The organism is Streptomyces sp. x-80, from assembly GCF_046549095.1.
GTDB classification, from domain to species: Bacteria; Actinomycetota; Actinomycetes; order Streptomycetales; family Streptomycetaceae; genus Streptomyces; species Streptomyces celluloflavus.
In genome coordinates, this window is sequence record NZ_JAJPWM010000047.1 from 1 (window position 1) to 16,596 (window position 16,596).

Genomic DNA, 16,596 nt, shown 5'->3' on the forward strand with positions numbered 1-16,596 from the left:
AGGGCGTCAACACCCGCACCAAGAGGATCATGAGGCGGATGCACGGCCGTGCCGGATTCGACCTCCTCCGCCACCGCATTCTCCTCCAATGAGCAGAACGCAGCGTCACCACCGACTACGGAACAGAGCCGTTACTGAGGTTTTCGCTTTGTCGTCTGGGAGTGACTGTTGGTGATCCCTGCGCCATGCCGGTGGGATGCGGTATGCGGACGGTGGGGGCCTGACTGCTGAGCGGCGGGCGTTTCGTGAACAGGTGCGGCTGGAGGCCGGCGGGCGGTTCGCGGCGGGTGAGAAGACCGCGGTGATCGCAAAAGAGCTGTGGGTGAGCGAGCGTTCGGCGGAACGCAGGCGTCGAGCCTGGCGGGAGGTGGTCCGCAGGCCCTGCGTTGCGCTGGGTCGGCGAGGTGCCGAGCATCTCGGATGCCCCATGTGCAGTGCTGGAGGAGGAACTGGACAGGGGCCTGGCCGCCCATGGCTTCGAAGATCAGCGGTGGACCTTGGTTCGGGTCCAAGCGGTGATCGCCCGCCGCTTGCGGGTGAGTGTGTCGGTAGCGACTGTGTGGCGGCTGCTGAAAAGGCATGGCTGGTCATGGCAGGCGCCGGCTCGCAGGGCCTTGGAACGGGACGAACATGCGGTGGAGTTGTGGAAGAAGGAGGTGTGGCCGCAGGTAAAAGCGCCGCGGCGGCGCCCGGCGCCTGGATCGTCTTCGAGGACGAGGCAGGGTTTGCGATGACGCCGCCTCGTGCACGCACCTGGGGCCGCCGTGGCCACACTCCTGTCGTCAGGGTCCGTGGCAGGTCCCGCCGCCGGATCTCCGTCGCTGCCCTGTGCTGCTACAAATCGGGCGAAAGGAGCCGCTTGATCTACCGGCCCCGATTCCACCTGCCGCTCAAAGGAGCCCGTAAAAGTTTCGCCTGGACCGACTACCGCGACCTGCTGGTCCGTGCGCACATCCAGCTCGGCGGCCCGATCGTGGTGGTCTGGGACAACCTCAACACCCATCGCACAGCCGGCATGAAGAAGTACGCGGCTGAACACGACTGGCTCACCATCTTCCAACTGCCCTCGTACGCTCCGGACCTCAACCCCGTCGAGAGCCTCTGGTCACTACTCCGGCGCGGCCCGACGGCGAACACCGCCTTCGAGAACTCAGACCACCTCACCCGAACGCTCCGCCGAGGCCTCAGACACATCCAACTCCACCACCACCTCGTCGACGGATGCCTGGCCGGGACCGGACTGACACTCACAACACCGACCCCACCCTGAAAACCTCAGTAATCGGACACTCCCGTACCCGGTCGAGATCGTCCCTCACTGCGTCTGGCTGCACTTCCGGCTCCCACTGTCCTTCCGCGAGGCAGAGGAGCTGAGCAGTCACGACTTTGACGAACATTTGTTACGGATTCATACAATCTGGCGGCGCTCGGCCACGGTACACCAGACTCAAAAAAAGTCTTTTATTATGGAATTTAAATTCCTATGCCCGTGCGTAACCCAAGGCAAATACATTGAACTCTGTACTGATTCCCGCGACGGCATGAAGAGGCGCCCGTGCGGGCGGTCACTCCCGCACGGGCACCGTCGGGCCGACGGCCGGATCAGCCCTTGCTACCTGCCGTGCTGGCGCTGCTCAGCGAGGCCGCCGGGCACGAGGCGCAGGAGATCGATCCCGCGGAGCCGAGCGTGGACGCGGCGGCCGACTGTGCGTCGGGGAGCACTTCCAGCTCCGGTCGCTCCTGCTCCAGCATCAGGTCCAGGTTTTCCATGTTTTTCTCCCTTGGTTGTCGGGGCGGACGTGGTCAGCCGGCGCTGCCCAGTGAGGCCGCGGTGCCGTACGTCATCGCCGGGCAGGATGCCGAGCCGATGCAGCTGGCGCTGCCCATGGTGCCGGAGGCGGAGTGCGTCTCGGGAAGCGCTTCCAGCTCGGGCTGCTCCTGCTCCAGCATCAAGTCAAGGTCATTCATGACGGATCTCCTTCGTTGGTGAGAGCTGTTTTCCGTGCGATCAGTCAGCCCGCCGAGCTGGCCGAACCGGCGGAACCGAAGGTGCCTGCCGGGGTCGAGATGCTGCTGCCGGTGCTCAGCGAGGCGGAGGTAGAGGCCGCGGCGGAGTGCGTCTCGGGAAGCGCTTCCAGCTCGGGCTGCTCCTGCTCCAGCATCAAGTCAAGGTCATTCATGACGGATCTTCCTTTGCGTTGTGGGTGGTGACGCAGTACGGGAGGTCAGCCGTTGGAGCTGGCCGAGCCGACCGAGCCGAAGCAGCCCGCCGGGGTCGAGAGGCTGCCGGCGGAGCCGACCGAGCCGGCGCAGGAGGCGGCGGCAGAGTGCAGCTGCGGCAGCGCCTCCAGCTCAGGCCGCTCCTGCTCCAGCATCAAGTCAAGGTCATTCATGACGGTTCTCCTTGTGAGGGGGGATCCCGGATCCGTGCGGAGCGGGAACGGCGCGGACGGTCCGCGCCGAGTCGGTGGGGGCCCGGCCGGGCGCAGGCGGTGTGGGACGGGCGGCGATCCGGCCGAGCACCGCTTCCTCCAGGGGCAGGAAGCCGAGCCGGTTGAGGGTCATGTGGAGCTGCATCAGCAGCAGCCGGACCCGGCCGACGGCAGGGTCGGCGCACCGGGCCCGCTGTACACCGTCGGCGAGTTGGCACCCCAGCAGCCGGGCCGCGACGGCTGGGTCGGGGTCGTCCGGGAGGTGGCCGGTGTGTCGCGCCGGGCGCCTGTGCAGGCGCGCCGCTGTCTCCTCGGCCTGCTGGATCAGCTGCGCGTCCCGCGGCCGCCCCGACCAGTGCTGCCAGTGCAGCTGCCAGAAGCGGTCGCGCCGCACGGGATCCAGGGCGGCGCCGAGGCAGGCCCGCATCAGCTCCACGGCGATGTGGGTGCGCTGTTCGCGGTCCGGGCCGGTACGGGCCACGGCATCCAGGGATAGCTCGCTGCTGAGCTGGAACAGTTCCTCGGCGATCTCCATCGCGGCCGGGCCGCCGTAGTAGTGGTGTTCACGCCCGTACAGGCCGAAGCTCAGGCGGCGGTGCCCGCGGCCGGGCAGGGCCTGCTCGGCCAGCGGGTGCAGTCGGGCGATGGCGCCTGTGGCCGGGGGCTGGTGTGACGTCTCGCGCCACAGGCGCAGGCCCCGGGTGTAGCAGTCGTCGAGGGCGTCGGGGGTGCCGCGGAACCGAACCCGCAGGTGCGGGCCGCTCAGGTCCGCGTAGCGGATGAAGAACCACTGCCGCACGCCCGCCTCGCGCGCCGCCCGCGCCCACTGCGGCACGAACGAGGTAAGCAGTTGCTCGCCGTCGGCGTGGGTGGTGTGATGGACCCTGGCGTAGAGCCATTCGTTGCCGGTCATCTCACGCCTCCCCGCGCTGCGCGGGCGAGGTCCTGGCGAAGTGCAGGACGTGTTCGACGGCGCGGCCAGCGCCGGTTATGGCGCGGCCGGGCAGGCACTCGCTGAATACCAGCGGCCGTTGCCCGGCGCGCGCCGCCAGGTGGGCCAGTACCTCCAGGCCGAGTGGGGAGGCCAGCGCCAGCCATATGGGCTTGCGCAGCCTGTCGCCCGGAAGAGTGGCCAGATCCGCTTCGGCGCGTACATACACCTCGGCGGGCAGGCCGCAGGCACGGCGCCACCGGTCCGTACGCTCCAGGAAGGGTGCCAGGTCCTCGCCGGGTCCGCGGCGCGGCATGGTGGTGGCGTCCACCCGCCAGGTGGCCCGCCGTACCACGGCGCCCGCCACGCTGTGCCGGGGCTGGCATCTGCCCTCCCCTGCCGTGGCGTCATCGCTCGGCGCGGTCGCATCCGCGAGGTGCGTGGGCGCCATCCATGGGTCAGCCAGGACGGTGAGTGCACGGGCCGCGCCGCTGATGAGGTGCTGCGGCACGATGCCGAGGTAGGCGGGCGCCACGGGTGTGCCGTCGGCCTGCTGGAGTTCCAGGGCGCTCCGGCCCAGGTCGTGCACCAGCCGGAGGTCCTCGATCGGGGTGCCCGGCCCCCGGCGCCGGGGGCCGATGGGCCAGTGCAGTGCGGGCAGCAGGCCGCAGCTGTCCTCTTGGAGCGGGTTCGCGTCCCAGGCGGGGACGAACTCAACGAGCCGGGCCTGCGGGTAGATGGTCCGTAGCCAGGAGCGCAGCTCGTCGGCGAACTCCCCGGCGGGTCCTGGGCTGTCCAGGAGCTGGTGGAATCTGGCGACCATGCCTCCAGTGCCCGATGACAGCCGGTTGATGACGACGGGCCCGTGGCCGGTGCCTTCATCGGACGCCTGGCACAGTACGGCCACGCACGGGCGGCAGCTGGACCGGCCGGGGCGGACCGGAGCTGCGGGCTCCTCGGGTGCCGTCGTGGTGTAGGGCCACCCGGTGTGTACCAGGTCGCGGCAGAAGCCGAAGACGTCCTGGCACACCCCGGCCGGGCCGAAGCGGGCCACGAACGCCGCGACCATGGAGGTGTAGGCATCTGACACCTGCAGTGCGTCGCAGGCGTGCCCGGCGAACTGCCGTAGTGTGGCGCGGTGGCGCGGCTCCAGGGGGGGTGCGGTGGCGGTGGCGCGGTCCTCGTAGACGGCCGTGACCGCGTCCAGGGGCCAGCTGTCGGCGGAGCCAAGCCGGTGCAGGGCGGTGCGCAGATGCTCCCGCAGCGTCGCCAGGTCCTGGGCACGGCGGGCTGCGTCGCCCTCGCCGATACGGTCCAAGGTGATTGCTGCGGCGGCAAGTTCGGCTCCCGCCCGGTGGGTGTCAGGTGCGGCTGTGGACTCCAGCCGGGCAGTGAGCCAGCCGAGCAGGTCTTCGCGCGGACAGGGGTCCTCCAGGTCCATCAGCCCGCTGTGCAGGTACCGGGCCAGCCGCCGCGGCGGCAGCTCCCGCAGGTCCGGGGACGCTGCGTCGGGCGCCGCCAGATCGGGACGTTCCCGCGCATCGATGACCTCGTCGTCGGACCAGCCGAAGCCGTCGCCGCTCACGTGTTGCTGCGGAACGCTGAGCGAGGTGCCCGTTGCGCCGTGCCGCAGCGAGGAGTTGGCCCGCCACCGCAGGTGCTCGCGGACACCGTCTCGGGGGGCTGCGGCGCGCAGCAGGGTGCAAGTGATCAGCGGGTGCAGCCGTACGCGGGTCCGCGGGCCCCGGTCGGTGGCCAGTTCGGTCAGTGAGGACAGCGGGCTGGTCTTGAGCGCGGCCCGCACCGCGTAGCGGTAGGCGGTGAGCCGTTCTCCCCGGCCGAGCCGCTTGCCTTCCAGACGCCGCATACGGCGGGAGAACACCGGTGACACCAGGGCCAGGGCGTTGCCCAGGGCCGGGGCGGCCACCAGCTCCTGGAGGGTGTGCTCCCCCTGTGTCCGGGACTCCTCGGCCGCGGTGCGCAGCCGGTCCCGCAGCGCCGTGGTCGCGGCGGCCGCGCGCAGCCAGCGGTCGAGCATGGCGGCGCCCTCGGGAGTGAGCTCCGCGCGGACGTGGGTGATCACCGGCGCGGGTATCTCAGCGGGGTCGGCCGCGTGCGCCGCACGGCGCCAGGCCAGCACCGCGCGGCGGGTGGTCGGCGCGGCGGTCCGCGGCACGACGGCGTGCAATAGGTCGCTCAACGGCTCGGCGAGCGCTGCCAGTTCATCGATTGTGACGGCCAGTGCGTGCAGCAGGTCGGCCACTTCGGGCGCAGCCAATGGCGCGATGTCGGCAGCGGGCAGACCTGACACGCGGGCCATGGCGGGGCCTTCGGCCGGCGCCTGGACGGACGATTCGCGTGTGGCCCGCTCCTGTTCGAGCGGCTTGTGCGCAGCCGTCTCGGATACGGGCAATGCGCGCATGGGCGATTGTGTCGTCATGGTGCTTACCCGACCAGGGCGGTGAGGGCGTGGAAGGTGAGGCCGACGACCAGTGCCGCGTAGGCCAGGCAGATCACGCCGAAGAGGTGGTAGCGCACGCGCTGGGCGCGGCTGCGGGCGGCGAGCCAACTCGGGCGAGGCTGGCGCAGCAGCAGGCAGCGCAGGGCGGTGAAGGCGCGGGAGCGCAAGTTGATCGCGCCGAGGCCCGACTCCAGGGCCTGGTAGCCGTCGGTGGGCAGGAGTGGGTTGAGGTTGGCCATCAGCATGGCCGTCTGCACCCACAGTAGGACTCCGAACGCCTGTCCCACCGGGCCGTCCACATGGGTGGCCAGGTACGCGTGGCAGCCGAGCCACACCGCGTCCAGCATCGGGCCCGCCAGGCAGATCAGGACGCGGGCCCGGCGGCTGGCGAGCCGGTAGGCGTCCGTGCGGTCGACGTAGGCGGCCGGGACCACGTAGAAGAGCAGGCCGACGCCGATCTCCCGGACCGGTACGCCGTAGTAGCGGCAGACGACGGCGTGGCTGAGTTCGTGCAGGGCCGTCTGCACCAGCACCGCACCGGCCAGGACGCACCAGCCCCAGGTCAGGCCGGAGACGCTGAGCAGGTCCGCGGCGCGGGGGGTGGCGAGTACGGACGCGACCTCGCGCAGGGAGAGGAGGGCTGCGATCGCCCAGAGCACGGCGAATAGCCAGGGCGCTCTCCGCAGCACCCGGGAGACGGGGTCGATCAGCCGGGTTATCTGCCGCAGGGGCAGTGCGCGGCGTGGCATATGGCTGCGCCGGGCGAAGCGCACTGCGGCCTGCTGGCGGCCGGAGGCCGGGGGGACGGTCAGCAGTCCGGCGGCGCGCAGTTCGTCGAGGAAGGCCAGTACGGTCTGTTCGACGGGGCTGTCCGGGCGGCTCTTGCGGGCTACCCGGGCGGCGAACTCCCGTCCGCTGACGGTTCCGTCGAGGGCGCGCAGGATGGCCGCGCCGCTGGCCGAGAGCCGGGTGTAGTGGCCGGTGAGGGGGTCGAAGGCGACCAGTTCGTGGTTGATGCCCTCGACGATCTCGATGTCGGGGCGGATGGCCGGGGACTCGATGTCCAGCCAGGAGCGCTCGTTCGCCGAAGTGTCGGTCGGGGCTGTGTCCGGCGGTGTGGTGTCTGCGGGGCGGGTCATCGGCTGTCCTCCTTCGGGCCGTCGGGGGCGGTCGGGGGGACGCCGAGGGCCAGGCCGAGCAGCTGGGCCCGGTGGAAGCCGTCGATGCCGAGCTCGGTGCGGCCGGCCGAGGAGAGGATTCCGGCGAAGACCGTGCCGGCAGCCCCTTGGGACAGTGCCGCCAGCCAAGCGGCGTGGGCGTGGGCCGCGCCGCGGCTGAGCAGCTGCCGATGGCCGGCAGCGCCGTCCCGGGTCAGTGCCGCGGCCAGGTCGCCCAGGACCAGGACCACGGCGGCGGCGTCGGCGAACTCCAGTTGCAGCACGAGGTCCTGGAGGTCGGGCAGGCTCTGCGGCTGCGGCAGGAGCGCGGGTCGGCGCGGTTCGTAGTGGTAGTAGCCGGGCCGGATACCGGTGACGTTCCGGACGAGCACCGCAGCGGTCGGCGCCGGGGTGTCGGGGTGGTCCGGGTGCCACAGGTGGGCGTCCTGCTCGTGGGCGTAGTGCAGGGCGCGCAGCAGGACGTCGCCGTGGAGGGGGCGGGCGGTCCACTGCCGTACGGCGGTGCGGGCCGCCAGTGCGCGGACCGGGTCTCCGGGCAGTTGCGGTGCCGGGCCGGGGTGGGCGGGGGGCCGCGGCCGGGTGGGGCCGGCGGTGTCCCGGACGAGGTCGTCGGTCAGCTGGTTAATGTTGATCAGTGGCATGGGGTGGTCCCCTCACGGGTGAGCCGGACGACTGCGGTGATCAGGGGCGGGCCGCTCACCCCGACCAGCCGTTCCCGGTGCGGCTGCCACGGTCCGGGATCCAGCAGCCGTACAGAGAGCCCCAACTGATGTGATACCAGGGCGAGTTGGGTAATGGCGCAGCCGGCGTCGAGGTTGCCGACGCGGTAGGAGAAGGGGCCGTATTTGCGGGCGACGCGGCCGAGTTCGGCGGCGAGGACCAGGTGGACGGAAGGGGGCTCGCCCGGACGGTCCTGCGACCGCTCCCCCGCGCCGGTGTCCGCAAGGACCGTGTTGAGGTGGTCGGTGTGTGGGTGCATGGCGGTGAGCGCGTGCTCGGCCGCGTCGTAGTAGTGGATGCCGTCGGGGAGGTCCGGCAGGCCGGTGAGCAGTGCGTAGGCGTGTGGCGAGCCGAGGTTGCCTCCGGTGGGCGACCAGCGCAGCACCCGTCCCGGCTGGGCGTCGGCCGGGTGGTCGGCGGGGGCGCGCAGTCCGGTGCTGAACCGCAGTATGGCGGCCAGCGCCTCGGGCCAGCTCGGCGGCCGCCGTCCGCCTGCGGCGCTGCCCGCGTCCCGCAGGGTCGTCAGGGTGGCGTCGGGGAGGGGGCGGCGCGGGTTGTTGGGATAGCGCAGCCGCTCGAACTGCAGCCCGACATTCTCCGGGCGGAAGTGGTGCTGGTGCGCCTTGGGGTCGATCAGGTGCCGGGGCGGGAAGCCGACCGCGTACTCGTAGTGGAGCGGTGCCGGGTCCGGCACCGGCGCCGCAGTCTCGCGTGAGGAGGGGTAGCAGACGGGGCAGTCGGGCTCAGGGGTGAGCTTGCGGACGGTGCTGGTGGCGGCCGTGAGGTCGAGGCGAAGCTGTCCGCCCATCGAGGCGGGCGACTCGTTGCGCAGCAGTAGGGCCCGCAGTTCCTCGGCGATCAGGCCCGCCGCGGCCAGGGGTTGCGGCGGGGGTGTGTCGGCGGGGGCCTCGGTTTCCGCGCCGGAATCAGGGCATACCGCTGTCCGTGCGCAGGTGAGGCAGGCGGTCGCCGTCGGGTCCACGAACGGGCCGACCTCGATTCGGTCGTCCCGCCCGTCCACCAGCAGGGTCCGGAGGCCTCGCTCGGCGCACCGCGCGAACGCGTCGTCCAGGGTGGCGAGCGGCGCGGCCAGGTCCAGCAGGACGACGGTGTCGCCAGGGGGTTCTGCCGCGGGGTCGTACTCGGCGACGTCGGTGATGCCCACGTCCCGCAGTGCCTCGCACAGCGGTTCCTGCCATGGCGGGCGTAGTACGTACCGTACGGACGCGGCCGCGGCGAGCCGGGCCATATGGCTGGAGTGCGGGAAGACCCGGCTGCAGTCCAGCGTGCGGGACATCCAGATGGCGGCCCGCTCCGAGGGGCCCTGGCGAGGTGGTTCCACTTCAGTCGCGGCGTCCTCCAGCAGGCCCGCGAAGTAGAGCGTGGCCACGGCATTGCGGACGGTCTTCTCCGGCCAGCCGAGCTCCTTGGCCAGCGCGTCCGTCTCGCGGGTGCCGTCCAGCAGGGGGAACAGCCGCTCGCGTAGGGCCGTGGCCGAACTGCCTCGCAGGTGCTGCCGCTCGGCGGCGCCGTCTATGAGCACGCCGGTGGGGGTGTCCACGATGTGCAGCCCACGGCAGAGCTGGGGGCGCAGCGGAATCCGGAACTGCGGGTCGTTCGCCAGTGTGCTGTACATGGTGGCCGCGGGGGTCTGCCGGGCCGCGTCGGGGGTGTTCATCAGCGGGCGCCTCCGGCCGGGGCATGCGTGAGGTCGGCGGCCAGGTGCCGCCAGCCGTCGTCAGGGTGGGGCGGGTTGCCGCACTCGCTGCAACCGTGTACCCGTACGACGGTGTCGGTGATCAGAGAGCGGGTCAGGACGTTGTAGAACAGCACCTGGCCGGCCCGGTCGCCCGCCCCCGTCTCCCATCGGCCCACCAGGTCCAGCGCGAGCGCAGTGCCGATCATGGCCTGGCCCTCGGTGAATCCGGCGACACCGTGGTCCGGGTCGGCGGCGGCCGAGGCTCGCAGCGCCCGGGCGGCGGCCGAGCCGCGATCGTGCTGGGCGCGGCGCCGGACGTAACAGCCGTAGCAGGCGCCCTTGCCGGGCATGACCAGCGGACCGATCCTGATCATTGGGTACTCGTGGACGATGGGCAGCCAGGGCGTCCGGGTCGCGCTGTGCAGCCGGGCGACCTGAGCGAACAGTTCCTCCTCGGCGCGCCAGGCGGCCACCAGCCGCAGGCCGGTGTGCGGCCACTCGGCCGTACGGCGGCCCCGGGCGTCGGCGCGCAGCGTCGGGCATCCGGTCATGGAGGCCAGGCGCGCGGCCACCCGCTCGCCGAAGTCGCCGGTCCACAGCACATGCGTCGGGGTGGTGGTGACGGTCATGGCGGTTGCTCCTGCTCTCCCGGCATTCCTAGGCGAACGGCTGGGGCTCGGGGTTGAGTGCGGACTCCGGGTGGCTGACCAGGCCCATCGCGGTCGGTGCCCGGTAGAGCCGGGGGTGGGCCAGATAGCGGTTGCGGTGGACGAAGGACAGGGGCATCAGCTGCGGCACGATGACCCGTACGGACCGGAAGCCGACGTCTCGGGCCTCCTCGGTGGTGATGTCCACCGCGATTACCTCGGCGTCGATGTCCGCCAGCCGGTTGACCAGCCAGGAGAGTTGAGTGGCCGGGTCGTCGGCGGCCGCGTGGGGCAGGTCGGCCAGCTGCCGGGTGGGGCGGGGGCGGCGCAGCAGGAAGTCGAAGGCGTCCCGCTTGCCCGGGCGGCCCATGTGGATCGCGCCGTGCAGCACGCTGGTGAAATCCTGCGGGTCGTCCGGTATCGAGCGCCTCGCCTGCAGGGCGATGCGGGAGGAGGCGGCCTCCCGGTAGATCTTGCGCACCACGTCGGCGGGGTCCGGTCCGCTGGCGCACATCACCAGTTGGTTCAGTTCCTGATTGTGGTCGCTGAGAACTACCGCGTAGACCACGGGGACGCCGATGTCGGAGGTGGCGTCGTAGAAGCGGTACTCCACGAAGCCGTCCCGCAGCCGCCGTCGCTGTTCGCGCAGCGCGGGTTCACCACTGACGTCGATCTCGGGCAGTTCCAGCCGCTGGAGCCAGACCAGCGAGATGGTGTCGCGTTCGATGGCCTCACAGATCCCGTTCACCAGGGCTTGGTTGAGGTCGGAGTGGATGGCGCAGCCGGTGGAGATCGGGTTGGTGATGCGCTCCCCCATCGCCTCGGGGTCGGTGAACAGCCAGACGTAGCTGACCGGCACCCACACCGGGCGCCGCCGGGTCAGCGACCAGCCGCGCACCCACCGCTGCGGAAGGCTCTTGTCGGCGGGTATCAACCAGGCTGTTCCGTCGGCGAGTTCGGCCGCTGAGCACTGCGGGAGTACGTCGAGGTCGACTGCCTCGTCGCCGAGTTCGTCAGCGGTCGCCCAACGCACCAGCTCGGACTGGTAGAGCGAGTTGGTGTAACGCTCCAGCGCCTCGGCCATGCTGATCAGCCGGGCGCGCTCGCGGTCGGTGCCGCTGCCGGCCCCATCGACGCCGTCGGGCTGACTGGGGATGGCGGCCCACAGGGTGGTGGGGTCGCCGATGGCGGAGACGTACACCGCGTAGTCCGGCTCGCCGGGCAGCGGAGCGAGCGGGAAGCAGCCCTTGATGGGACGGACCGCGGGGCCAGCCAGCCGCTCCAGCTTGCGCAGGGCGCCGAGCCCACCCGGGTCCGCAGTCGTATCCGTCACTGGTGGTCTCCTGGTCACTGTTCCGAGGGTCTCGGGTACCAGAGAACTCGATCAGGATGGGGTGCGGCATCACACCATAGGGGTGAAATTGCGCTGTTGCCGGTGCAAGTCCGATGGAAGACCCCAAGGGACCGTTTCAATGGTGCCTTTCTTCCAAATGCGAATATATTGAACAGTGGGGCTTGGCGGTCCAGGGGGACAAGGGTCCCTGACAGATGGTGATGAAGTGCTACCCGACCCCGTTCAATGCGGACGCGGTCGAGCCGTACCGGTCCTGTCCGGACGCGACGATCACGGGCGCTGCCCGGGACCTCGGAGTGAACGCGGAGACGCTGCGGAACTGGATTCGGGCGGGCGGCCAAGGCGGACCGGGCCCGGCGCCCTGGAGGCCGCTGAGGCGTAGCACACCGCGTTGCCCGGCGAAGGTATCGCCGCTCAGATCGTCGCCGACCCGGCAGTTCAGATCCTGGCGTTGGACGATCGGATCAAGCGGCTCGACAAGCAGATCCATGAGGTCCTCCGGACGCATCCCGAAGCCGAGATCATCAAGTCGCTGCCGGGCATGAGGCCGATCCGGGGAGTCGGGTTCGTCGTCGCAGCAGGTGACATCACGTCGTTCACCACCGCCGGGAGCCTCGCCTCCGCAGCCGGTACAGTCGCCGTCCCACGCGTCTCCGGGCGGCGGACCGGCAATCTTCACCAGCCCAAACTCAACAGTCGCCGCCTGCGCCAGGGGCTCTACCTGTCGGCGCGGACCAGCATCATCCGCGAGGAACCCGACCGGGATCTCTACCGCAAGAAGCGCGGCAAGGGGAACACGTCCAGGCGATCACCGCTCTGGTCCGTCGGCGAGTCGACGTAATGTGAGCACTCCTGCGCGACAACAGGGTCTCCACTGCCGCCCCACCGATCACACAAACTGGGAGCTGGAGTCCGCGCTCCGCCGTCGCCTCACGCGGCGCACTGTGGTTCACCGTCTTCCCCGGGAAGTTCACCGCGAAGGTGATGCCACCTTCCTTGACTGCCTCGCCATCCACGCGCGCCGGAAGGTCCATGTGATCGTCGACCGGCACCCCGTCCACCGCAGCCAAGCCGTACGGCAGCGGCTGGACGACAACGCCGAACGCGTCGAGCTGCACCTGATGCCCGGCTACAGCCCCGAACTCACCCCCGACGAGCTTCTGAACGCCGGCCTGAAGCACCATGTCCACGCGGCCCGCGCCACCTCCATCGACGATCTCGCCCGCGAGACCCGGCTTCCTGTACCGCAGACAACGCCAACCCCGCATCGTCTGCGGACACTTAGCCGCCCGGCACATCCGCTACACGATCCAGTAGGGAACCCACCAGTTCCGGGCTCAATAAGCGAAAGGGGTCGCGCTGTTGAGGTGGGTATCGACTCCGAGAATGATGCCGACTACCTCGACGGTTGCCAAAGCAGCCAGCCACAAAGGCGTGGGGAAGCAATCAACAGCCAAAGCGAGTGCCGACGAACGAGAACCATCTTCCATGCCTTCGGGTCAACCAGCGCCTCCGGCAACCCTCAGAGCTTTTCAACGGCGTGGAAGCCGGCTCCCTCCGCGTCGGTTAACGCGTAGTGGGAGTTCATCGATACTCGCGGGCGAAGAAGGCGGCGACTCTTGTCAAGAACGCGTTCTCTTCCCGGAGTTTCTGATTCTCGCGTTCCAGCTGCCGCTCGCGGTCGGCCTTCGGCTCACAGCTGGCGACTTGGGCAGTGTCAGCGAGCGATGCGTGGTAGCGCGCGACCCAGTTTCCGAGGGTCGTCTTGTAGATGCCGAGTTCGGCGGCCACACGGGCGATCGGGCGGGGGCCCTCGATCACCATGCGGACAGCCTCGTCCTTGAACTGCTGTGTGTATCTGGGTGGCACGTGCTCTCTCCTTCCAGACGTTCACAACCCTACGCGGGTCCCTGTCCGGAAACTTCAGGGCACCTCACGTGAGTGGGCATCCGCGCTGCGTGGTAACGGTGGCCTGGCCGACGCCTATCGATCTGGCACGGGCGTGACGCAGGCCACCGTAGTTGACCCGACGTACCGCCTGCGTGTCAGTCCCCTGACCTACGCGCTTGGATGCCGGGCCATGGTGCGCCATCACTGTGATCAGGAAGTAACGACACGCTGTGCGCACCCCTGCCAACCAGCGAACCTCCGTTGAGGGGAAAAGAGTTCCGGAGCATGCTCGCAACTGGATCAGGCTGCATACACGACATTACAATGCCAAGCTTTCGAAGCTCATCTGCCATAAGCATACGTCCGGCCATCCAATGGCTAACAGAAACGAATCCAAAGAGCTCACGATTCTCGGCAACCCTACTTTATAGCCATAGATCGCACGCCAACGACGCAGAGATCCACGGCCAAAGAAGCACACCAAGACATACCTGCTGAAAGAAACGCCCATACTCAAATTCAAGGTCAATCCCATCACGAGGCAGGCAGCGCAGACGACAGGGCCTCCGTCCTCACCACATGCCTCAGGTCAAATGAGAATTCACAGTGCGACTGTGCCAGGTGCGGGGGCGCTTGGCAAACACGTCCAGCGCGCGGGCCGCCTCGGCGCCTTTGCGGTAGCCGGCTCGACAACACACTCAACTCAGGCGGGCACCAACTGCCCGTTCCTGGCATCGATAGGCGGCCACCACAAGAGCCATCACTGAGACGGTCACGATGAATGCTGCCAGCCATCCGTAAAGCATCAGAACGGTCGCCAAGATTATCTGGATGCTCAAGTTCAAGGCTGCCGCGATCTCAATTGAGATACCGAGCAGAAGACTGCGGACTATGGCACCCACACCGTACAGGTTGGCGGACAGCACCAATACGCCAACACCTACCGAGAGAATTCGCATGTGGATACCTGTGCGGACGAGGGAATTGCGCCGGGCCCCATCTCCTCGGCGGCAAGTACCGGAAAGAGAAGGAAAGAATAGAAAGCTGTCACGAGGGACTGCAGCAGCAGAAAAGCCGCCACAACACCAAGGAATCCACTTCTAAGATTCACTACGTACAACTCTCCGCGAACGACGGGCATTGATGGACGCGTTTCGTTCACACCAATTTGCATGCCAGTCGAGTTTGAGACACCCCGGCGCGTGGGTACATGGAGGCACTGCCGGGCCAGCCATGCCCATAACCCTGCCACACCCCATATTCCTTCCGAAAGGGAATCCGTCGGCAGACTGAAGATTCGGGACCTTCGCCCCAGATGAACCCAGGAACGAGTTGCCTTCCGACTCGCAATGCCCTCAAACGATGACACGCCAGAGGCGGAGTGAAGTATTTCCGTCAGCCCTGACGTCTGATCCAGGTTCGCTCGTGCTGTTACTCAGGTTCAACTCATGGTGTCCGACGGTCTGATGGCGTTGTGAGCCATGATCAGGCCGGTGGGCGGGAAGCGGCCGTCGATCAGGTGGGGCCGGTACTGGGTCTTCTTCAGCTTCCGCTTAACGGCGCCTCCCGGGACAGCGCCCGCTGCGGGCAGCGTGGGCCAGGCAAGTGGCCGGCACCTGGCATCCTCTGCACAATTTCGCCGAAGCTGTGGAACAGCATCGTCGGCAGACACCGTGCCGATCTGTGTGCCCGCCGCTGGAAAGCTTCTCTGCGTGAGCCGGGGGACGGCGCCCTTGGTGGTGGGCAGCGGTCCGGCGTAGTAGGTCCACGAACAGCGTCAGGTCTGTGCTGGATGAACGCGTCGGCTTCGCCACCCGCGTCAGCACCGGAGCCATACCTGCCGTCACCAGCGAAGACGCCCATGCTGACCTGTCCGTCTGCCTCGCCGCCATGCAGTCGATCACCATCAACAGCCTGGTGCTGCTCGATGGGGCCGCGGCTGTGCAGGGGAAGACGTGCTCCACCATCATCACGATGAGAGCCCCGGGCCGGTGTGAGCGAAGACGCTCACACCGGCCCGGACTTGGGATCTCTACTTGAAGTTGACGTCGGAGCAGGAGTAGAAGGCCTCGGGGCTCTGCACAGAGCCGTCAGGCTTCACCAGGCCGTGCCAGATCGCGTAGATCATATGCTTGCCCTTTTTCTCGGGCAGAGTCGCAGGGATCTCGAACTGGGTCTTGGCGCCTGCGTTGATATCCGACGGCGAGGCGATGGTGTTGTCCGCGGAGGCGAAGGGGATGGCTTCCAGGTCGGACCACTTCAGCGGCTTGTTGGCGTCGAAGCCGTCCTTGGTGACGTAGAATTCCATGCGATACGGATTGTGCTTGACGGAGAGCTGGTACTTGAGGGTGTACTCCTTGCCCGCCGGAAGGTCGGTGGTCTTCCAGTCCGTCCGTGGCAGATCCAGACCGGCGTGTTTCGAGCTGTTGGCGCTGCACAGCTTGCCGTCGGGGATAAGGGCGCGGTGCTGAGCCTTGCCAGCCTCGAAAGCCGCACCCTGCACGACAGACTGCCAGTCGCCGATCTGCCCGTCGCTGATCTTGAGCGCTGCCTTACACGCCTCGTTCGAGGGGTTCCAGCCTTCAAGAGAGCACGACAGGCTGCGGCCGATGGGATCACCGGTGGCGCCGTGCGCGAAGGCCGGGACGGTGGGCAAAGCGAGCAGACCGACCGGAACGACGCCGAGGGCCGCAATGAGCGAACGCCGCATGTACTTGTTCATGGGTTCTCCGTTGAATGGACCGAAAAGGGGGATGTGCCGCCGGGAAGCGGGAGTCACGCGTGCCTTTACTTGCTGGTGGTGACGGTGATCTCGTCACTGAAGGCGCCCCAGGTGCCATTGCCGAGCTTGGCGCGGATCTTCGCCTGGAGAGAGCCCTTGGGGGCATCGCCGATCACCGTGGACCGGAACGCCTTGTCGGTGGGCACCGGCAGCACCGGGTCATCCTTGCCCCACATGAACGTCTGAACCAGCTTGCCGTCCAGGTAGAGCTGGTAGGTGGTGATCTCGCCGTGGTCCTTCGGGACACTCCAGTTCAGGTCGAGGTAGTGCATGGTGTATTCGCCCTCGGACTGGGTGTGCGTGCTGGCTTTCAGCTCGGTCGGCGCGCTGTTGTCGGCCGGCTCGTCACCGTTTTTGACGGTGAAGGAGACCTCGCTGGACCCCCGCTCCTCGCCATTCTCGGCCAGCGCCGTGGCCACCACAGTGTGCTTACCCGCCGAAAGCTCCGGCAGCGCATTGTTGGAAATCCACCACTGCCCCTTGGTGTTGACCCCAACCACCG

The 16,596-nt window shown here is 68.6% G+C and carries 19 protein-coding genes and 2 pseudogenes; 6 read left to right on the forward strand and 15 right to left on the reverse strand.

Annotated features, from left to right (window positions below):
• Positions 1 to 536: 536 nt before the first annotated feature.
• Both ACLJWH_RS41145 and ACLJWH_RS41150 read left to right on the forward strand, forming a co-directional pair.
• Entirely contained in the window at positions 537 to 734 is a 198-nt protein-coding gene (locus tag ACLJWH_RS41145; RefSeq protein WP_411146953.1) for a helix-turn-helix domain-containing protein, read from the forward strand.
• Positions 731 to 1,270, forward strand: a complete 540-nt coding sequence (locus ACLJWH_RS41150) for a transposase (RefSeq protein ID WP_411146954.1) — start codon at positions 731 to 733, stop codon at positions 1,268 to 1,270. Before ACLJWH_RS41145 ends, ACLJWH_RS41150 begins: the two co-directional genes overlap by 4 nt.
• Positions 1,271 to 1,602: 332 nt before the next feature.
• Here the strand turns inward: ACLJWH_RS41150 and ACLJWH_RS41155 are convergent, their stop codons facing one another.
• From ACLJWH_RS41155 to ACLJWH_RS41205, 11 genes are read right to left on the reverse strand one after another with little or no spacing between them, the layout of a single operon-like run.
• A complete protein-coding gene (locus ACLJWH_RS41155; protein WP_411146936.1) occupies positions 1,603 to 1,770 on the reverse strand; it encodes a thiocillin family RiPP in 168 nt (55 codons plus the stop codon).
• A gap of 33 nt (positions 1,771 to 1,803) precedes the next feature.
• Positions 1,804 to 1,968, reverse strand: a complete 165-nt coding sequence (locus ACLJWH_RS41160) for a thiocillin family RiPP (protein ID WP_411146937.1) — start codon at positions 1,966 to 1,968, stop codon at positions 1,804 to 1,806.
• A gap of 44 nt (positions 1,969 to 2,012) precedes the next feature.
• Positions 2,013 to 2,180: a thiocillin family RiPP gene (locus ACLJWH_RS41165; protein ID WP_411146938.1), complete on the reverse strand. Its 168-nt coding sequence runs from the start codon at positions 2,178 to 2,180 to the stop codon at positions 2,013 to 2,015.
• Between the two features lie 45 nt (positions 2,181 to 2,225).
• A complete protein-coding gene (locus tag ACLJWH_RS41170; protein ID WP_411146939.1) occupies positions 2,226 to 2,393 on the reverse strand; it encodes a thiocillin family RiPP in 168 nt (55 codons plus the stop codon).
• Entirely contained in the window at positions 2,386 to 3,345 is a 960-nt protein-coding gene (locus tag ACLJWH_RS41175; protein ID WP_411146940.1) for a thiopeptide-type bacteriocin biosynthesis protein, read from the reverse strand. The genes ACLJWH_RS41170 and ACLJWH_RS41175 overlap by 8 nt, the downstream gene beginning before the upstream one ends.
• A gap of 1 nt (position 3,346) precedes the next feature.
• Positions 3,347 to 5,785 carry a hypothetical protein gene (locus ACLJWH_RS41180; RefSeq protein WP_411146941.1) on the reverse strand — a complete coding sequence of 813 codons (2,439 nt, stop codon included), beginning with the start codon at positions 5,783 to 5,785 and terminating at the stop codon, positions 3,347 to 3,349.
• 23 nt (positions 5,786 to 5,808) lie between these two features.
• Positions 5,809 to 6,963, reverse strand: a complete 1,155-nt coding sequence (locus ACLJWH_RS41185) for a PqqD family peptide modification chaperone (RefSeq protein WP_411146942.1) — start codon at positions 6,961 to 6,963, stop codon at positions 5,809 to 5,811.
• The gene (locus ACLJWH_RS41190) at positions 6,960 to 7,643 is read right to left on the reverse strand and encodes a hypothetical protein (protein WP_411146943.1); all 684 of its coding nucleotides are present in this window, start codon (positions 7,641 to 7,643) and stop codon (positions 6,960 to 6,962) included. Before ACLJWH_RS41190 ends, ACLJWH_RS41185 begins: the two co-directional genes overlap by 4 nt.
• Entirely contained in the window at positions 7,634 to 9,400 is a 1,767-nt protein-coding gene (locus ACLJWH_RS41195) for a TOMM precursor leader peptide-binding protein (RefSeq protein WP_411146944.1), read from the reverse strand. Before ACLJWH_RS41195 ends, ACLJWH_RS41190 begins: the two co-directional genes overlap by 10 nt.
• Positions 9,400 to 10,050, reverse strand: coding sequence for a TOMM precursor leader peptide-binding protein (locus tag ACLJWH_RS41200; protein WP_411146945.1), 651 nt, complete (start codon positions 10,048 to 10,050; stop codon positions 9,400 to 9,402). The genes ACLJWH_RS41195 and ACLJWH_RS41200 overlap by 1 nt, the downstream gene beginning before the upstream one ends.
• A gap of 28 nt (positions 10,051 to 10,078) precedes the next feature.
• Entirely contained in the window at positions 10,079 to 11,401 is a 1,323-nt protein-coding gene (locus ACLJWH_RS41205; RefSeq protein ID WP_411146946.1) for a YcaO-like family protein, read from the reverse strand.
• Between the two features lie 221 nt (positions 11,402 to 11,622).
• On the opposite strand from ACLJWH_RS41205, the pseudogene ACLJWH_RS41210 reads away from it, so the two are divergent.
• The 3 genes and pseudogenes from ACLJWH_RS41210 to ACLJWH_RS41220 form a co-directional block, all read left to right on the forward strand.
• Positions 11,623 to 11,754, forward strand: a pseudogene (locus ACLJWH_RS41210) (transposase); the annotation flags it as partial.
• 59 nt (positions 11,755 to 11,813) lie between these two features.
• The gene (locus ACLJWH_RS41215) at positions 11,814 to 12,263 is read left to right on the forward strand and encodes a transposase (RefSeq protein ID WP_411146947.1); all 450 of its coding nucleotides are present in this window, start codon (positions 11,814 to 11,816) and stop codon (positions 12,261 to 12,263) included.
• A 103-nt stretch (positions 12,264 to 12,366) separates the two neighbouring features.
• Positions 12,367 to 12,999: a transposase gene (locus ACLJWH_RS41220; RefSeq protein ID WP_411146948.1), complete on the forward strand. Its 633-nt coding sequence runs from the start codon at positions 12,367 to 12,369 to the stop codon at positions 12,997 to 12,999.
• 7 nt (positions 13,000 to 13,006) lie between these two features.
• Here the strand turns inward: ACLJWH_RS41220 and ACLJWH_RS41225 are convergent, their stop codons facing one another.
• Positions 13,007 to 13,291 carry a transposase gene (locus ACLJWH_RS41225; RefSeq protein WP_411146949.1) on the reverse strand — a complete coding sequence of 95 codons (285 nt, stop codon included), beginning with the start codon at positions 13,289 to 13,291 and terminating at the stop codon, positions 13,007 to 13,009.
• A 719-nt stretch (positions 13,292 to 14,010) separates the two neighbouring features.
• On the reverse strand, positions 14,011 to 14,271 hold the full coding sequence (locus ACLJWH_RS41230; protein ID WP_411146950.1) for a hypothetical protein: 261 nt from the start codon (positions 14,269 to 14,271) through the stop codon (positions 14,011 to 14,013).
• A gap of 826 nt (positions 14,272 to 15,097) precedes the next feature.
• Between ACLJWH_RS41230 and ACLJWH_RS41235 the strand changes: the two genes are divergently transcribed.
• Positions 15,098 to 15,352 carry a hypothetical protein gene (locus tag ACLJWH_RS41235; RefSeq protein ID WP_411146951.1) on the forward strand — a complete coding sequence of 85 codons (255 nt, stop codon included), beginning with the start codon at positions 15,098 to 15,100 and terminating at the stop codon, positions 15,350 to 15,352.
• Here the strand turns inward: ACLJWH_RS41235 and ACLJWH_RS41240 are convergent.
• Both ACLJWH_RS41240 and ACLJWH_RS41245 read right to left on the reverse strand, forming a co-directional pair.
• Entirely contained in the window at positions 15,345 to 16,034 is a 690-nt protein-coding gene (locus tag ACLJWH_RS41240) for a lytic polysaccharide monooxygenase (protein ID WP_411146952.1), read from the reverse strand. The two genes, ACLJWH_RS41235 and ACLJWH_RS41240, sit on opposite strands and share 8 nt — an antisense overlap.
• A 65-nt stretch (positions 16,035 to 16,099) precedes the next feature.
• Positions 16,100 to 16,596 (reverse strand): annotated as a pseudogene (locus tag ACLJWH_RS41245) (hypothetical protein); the annotation flags it as partial.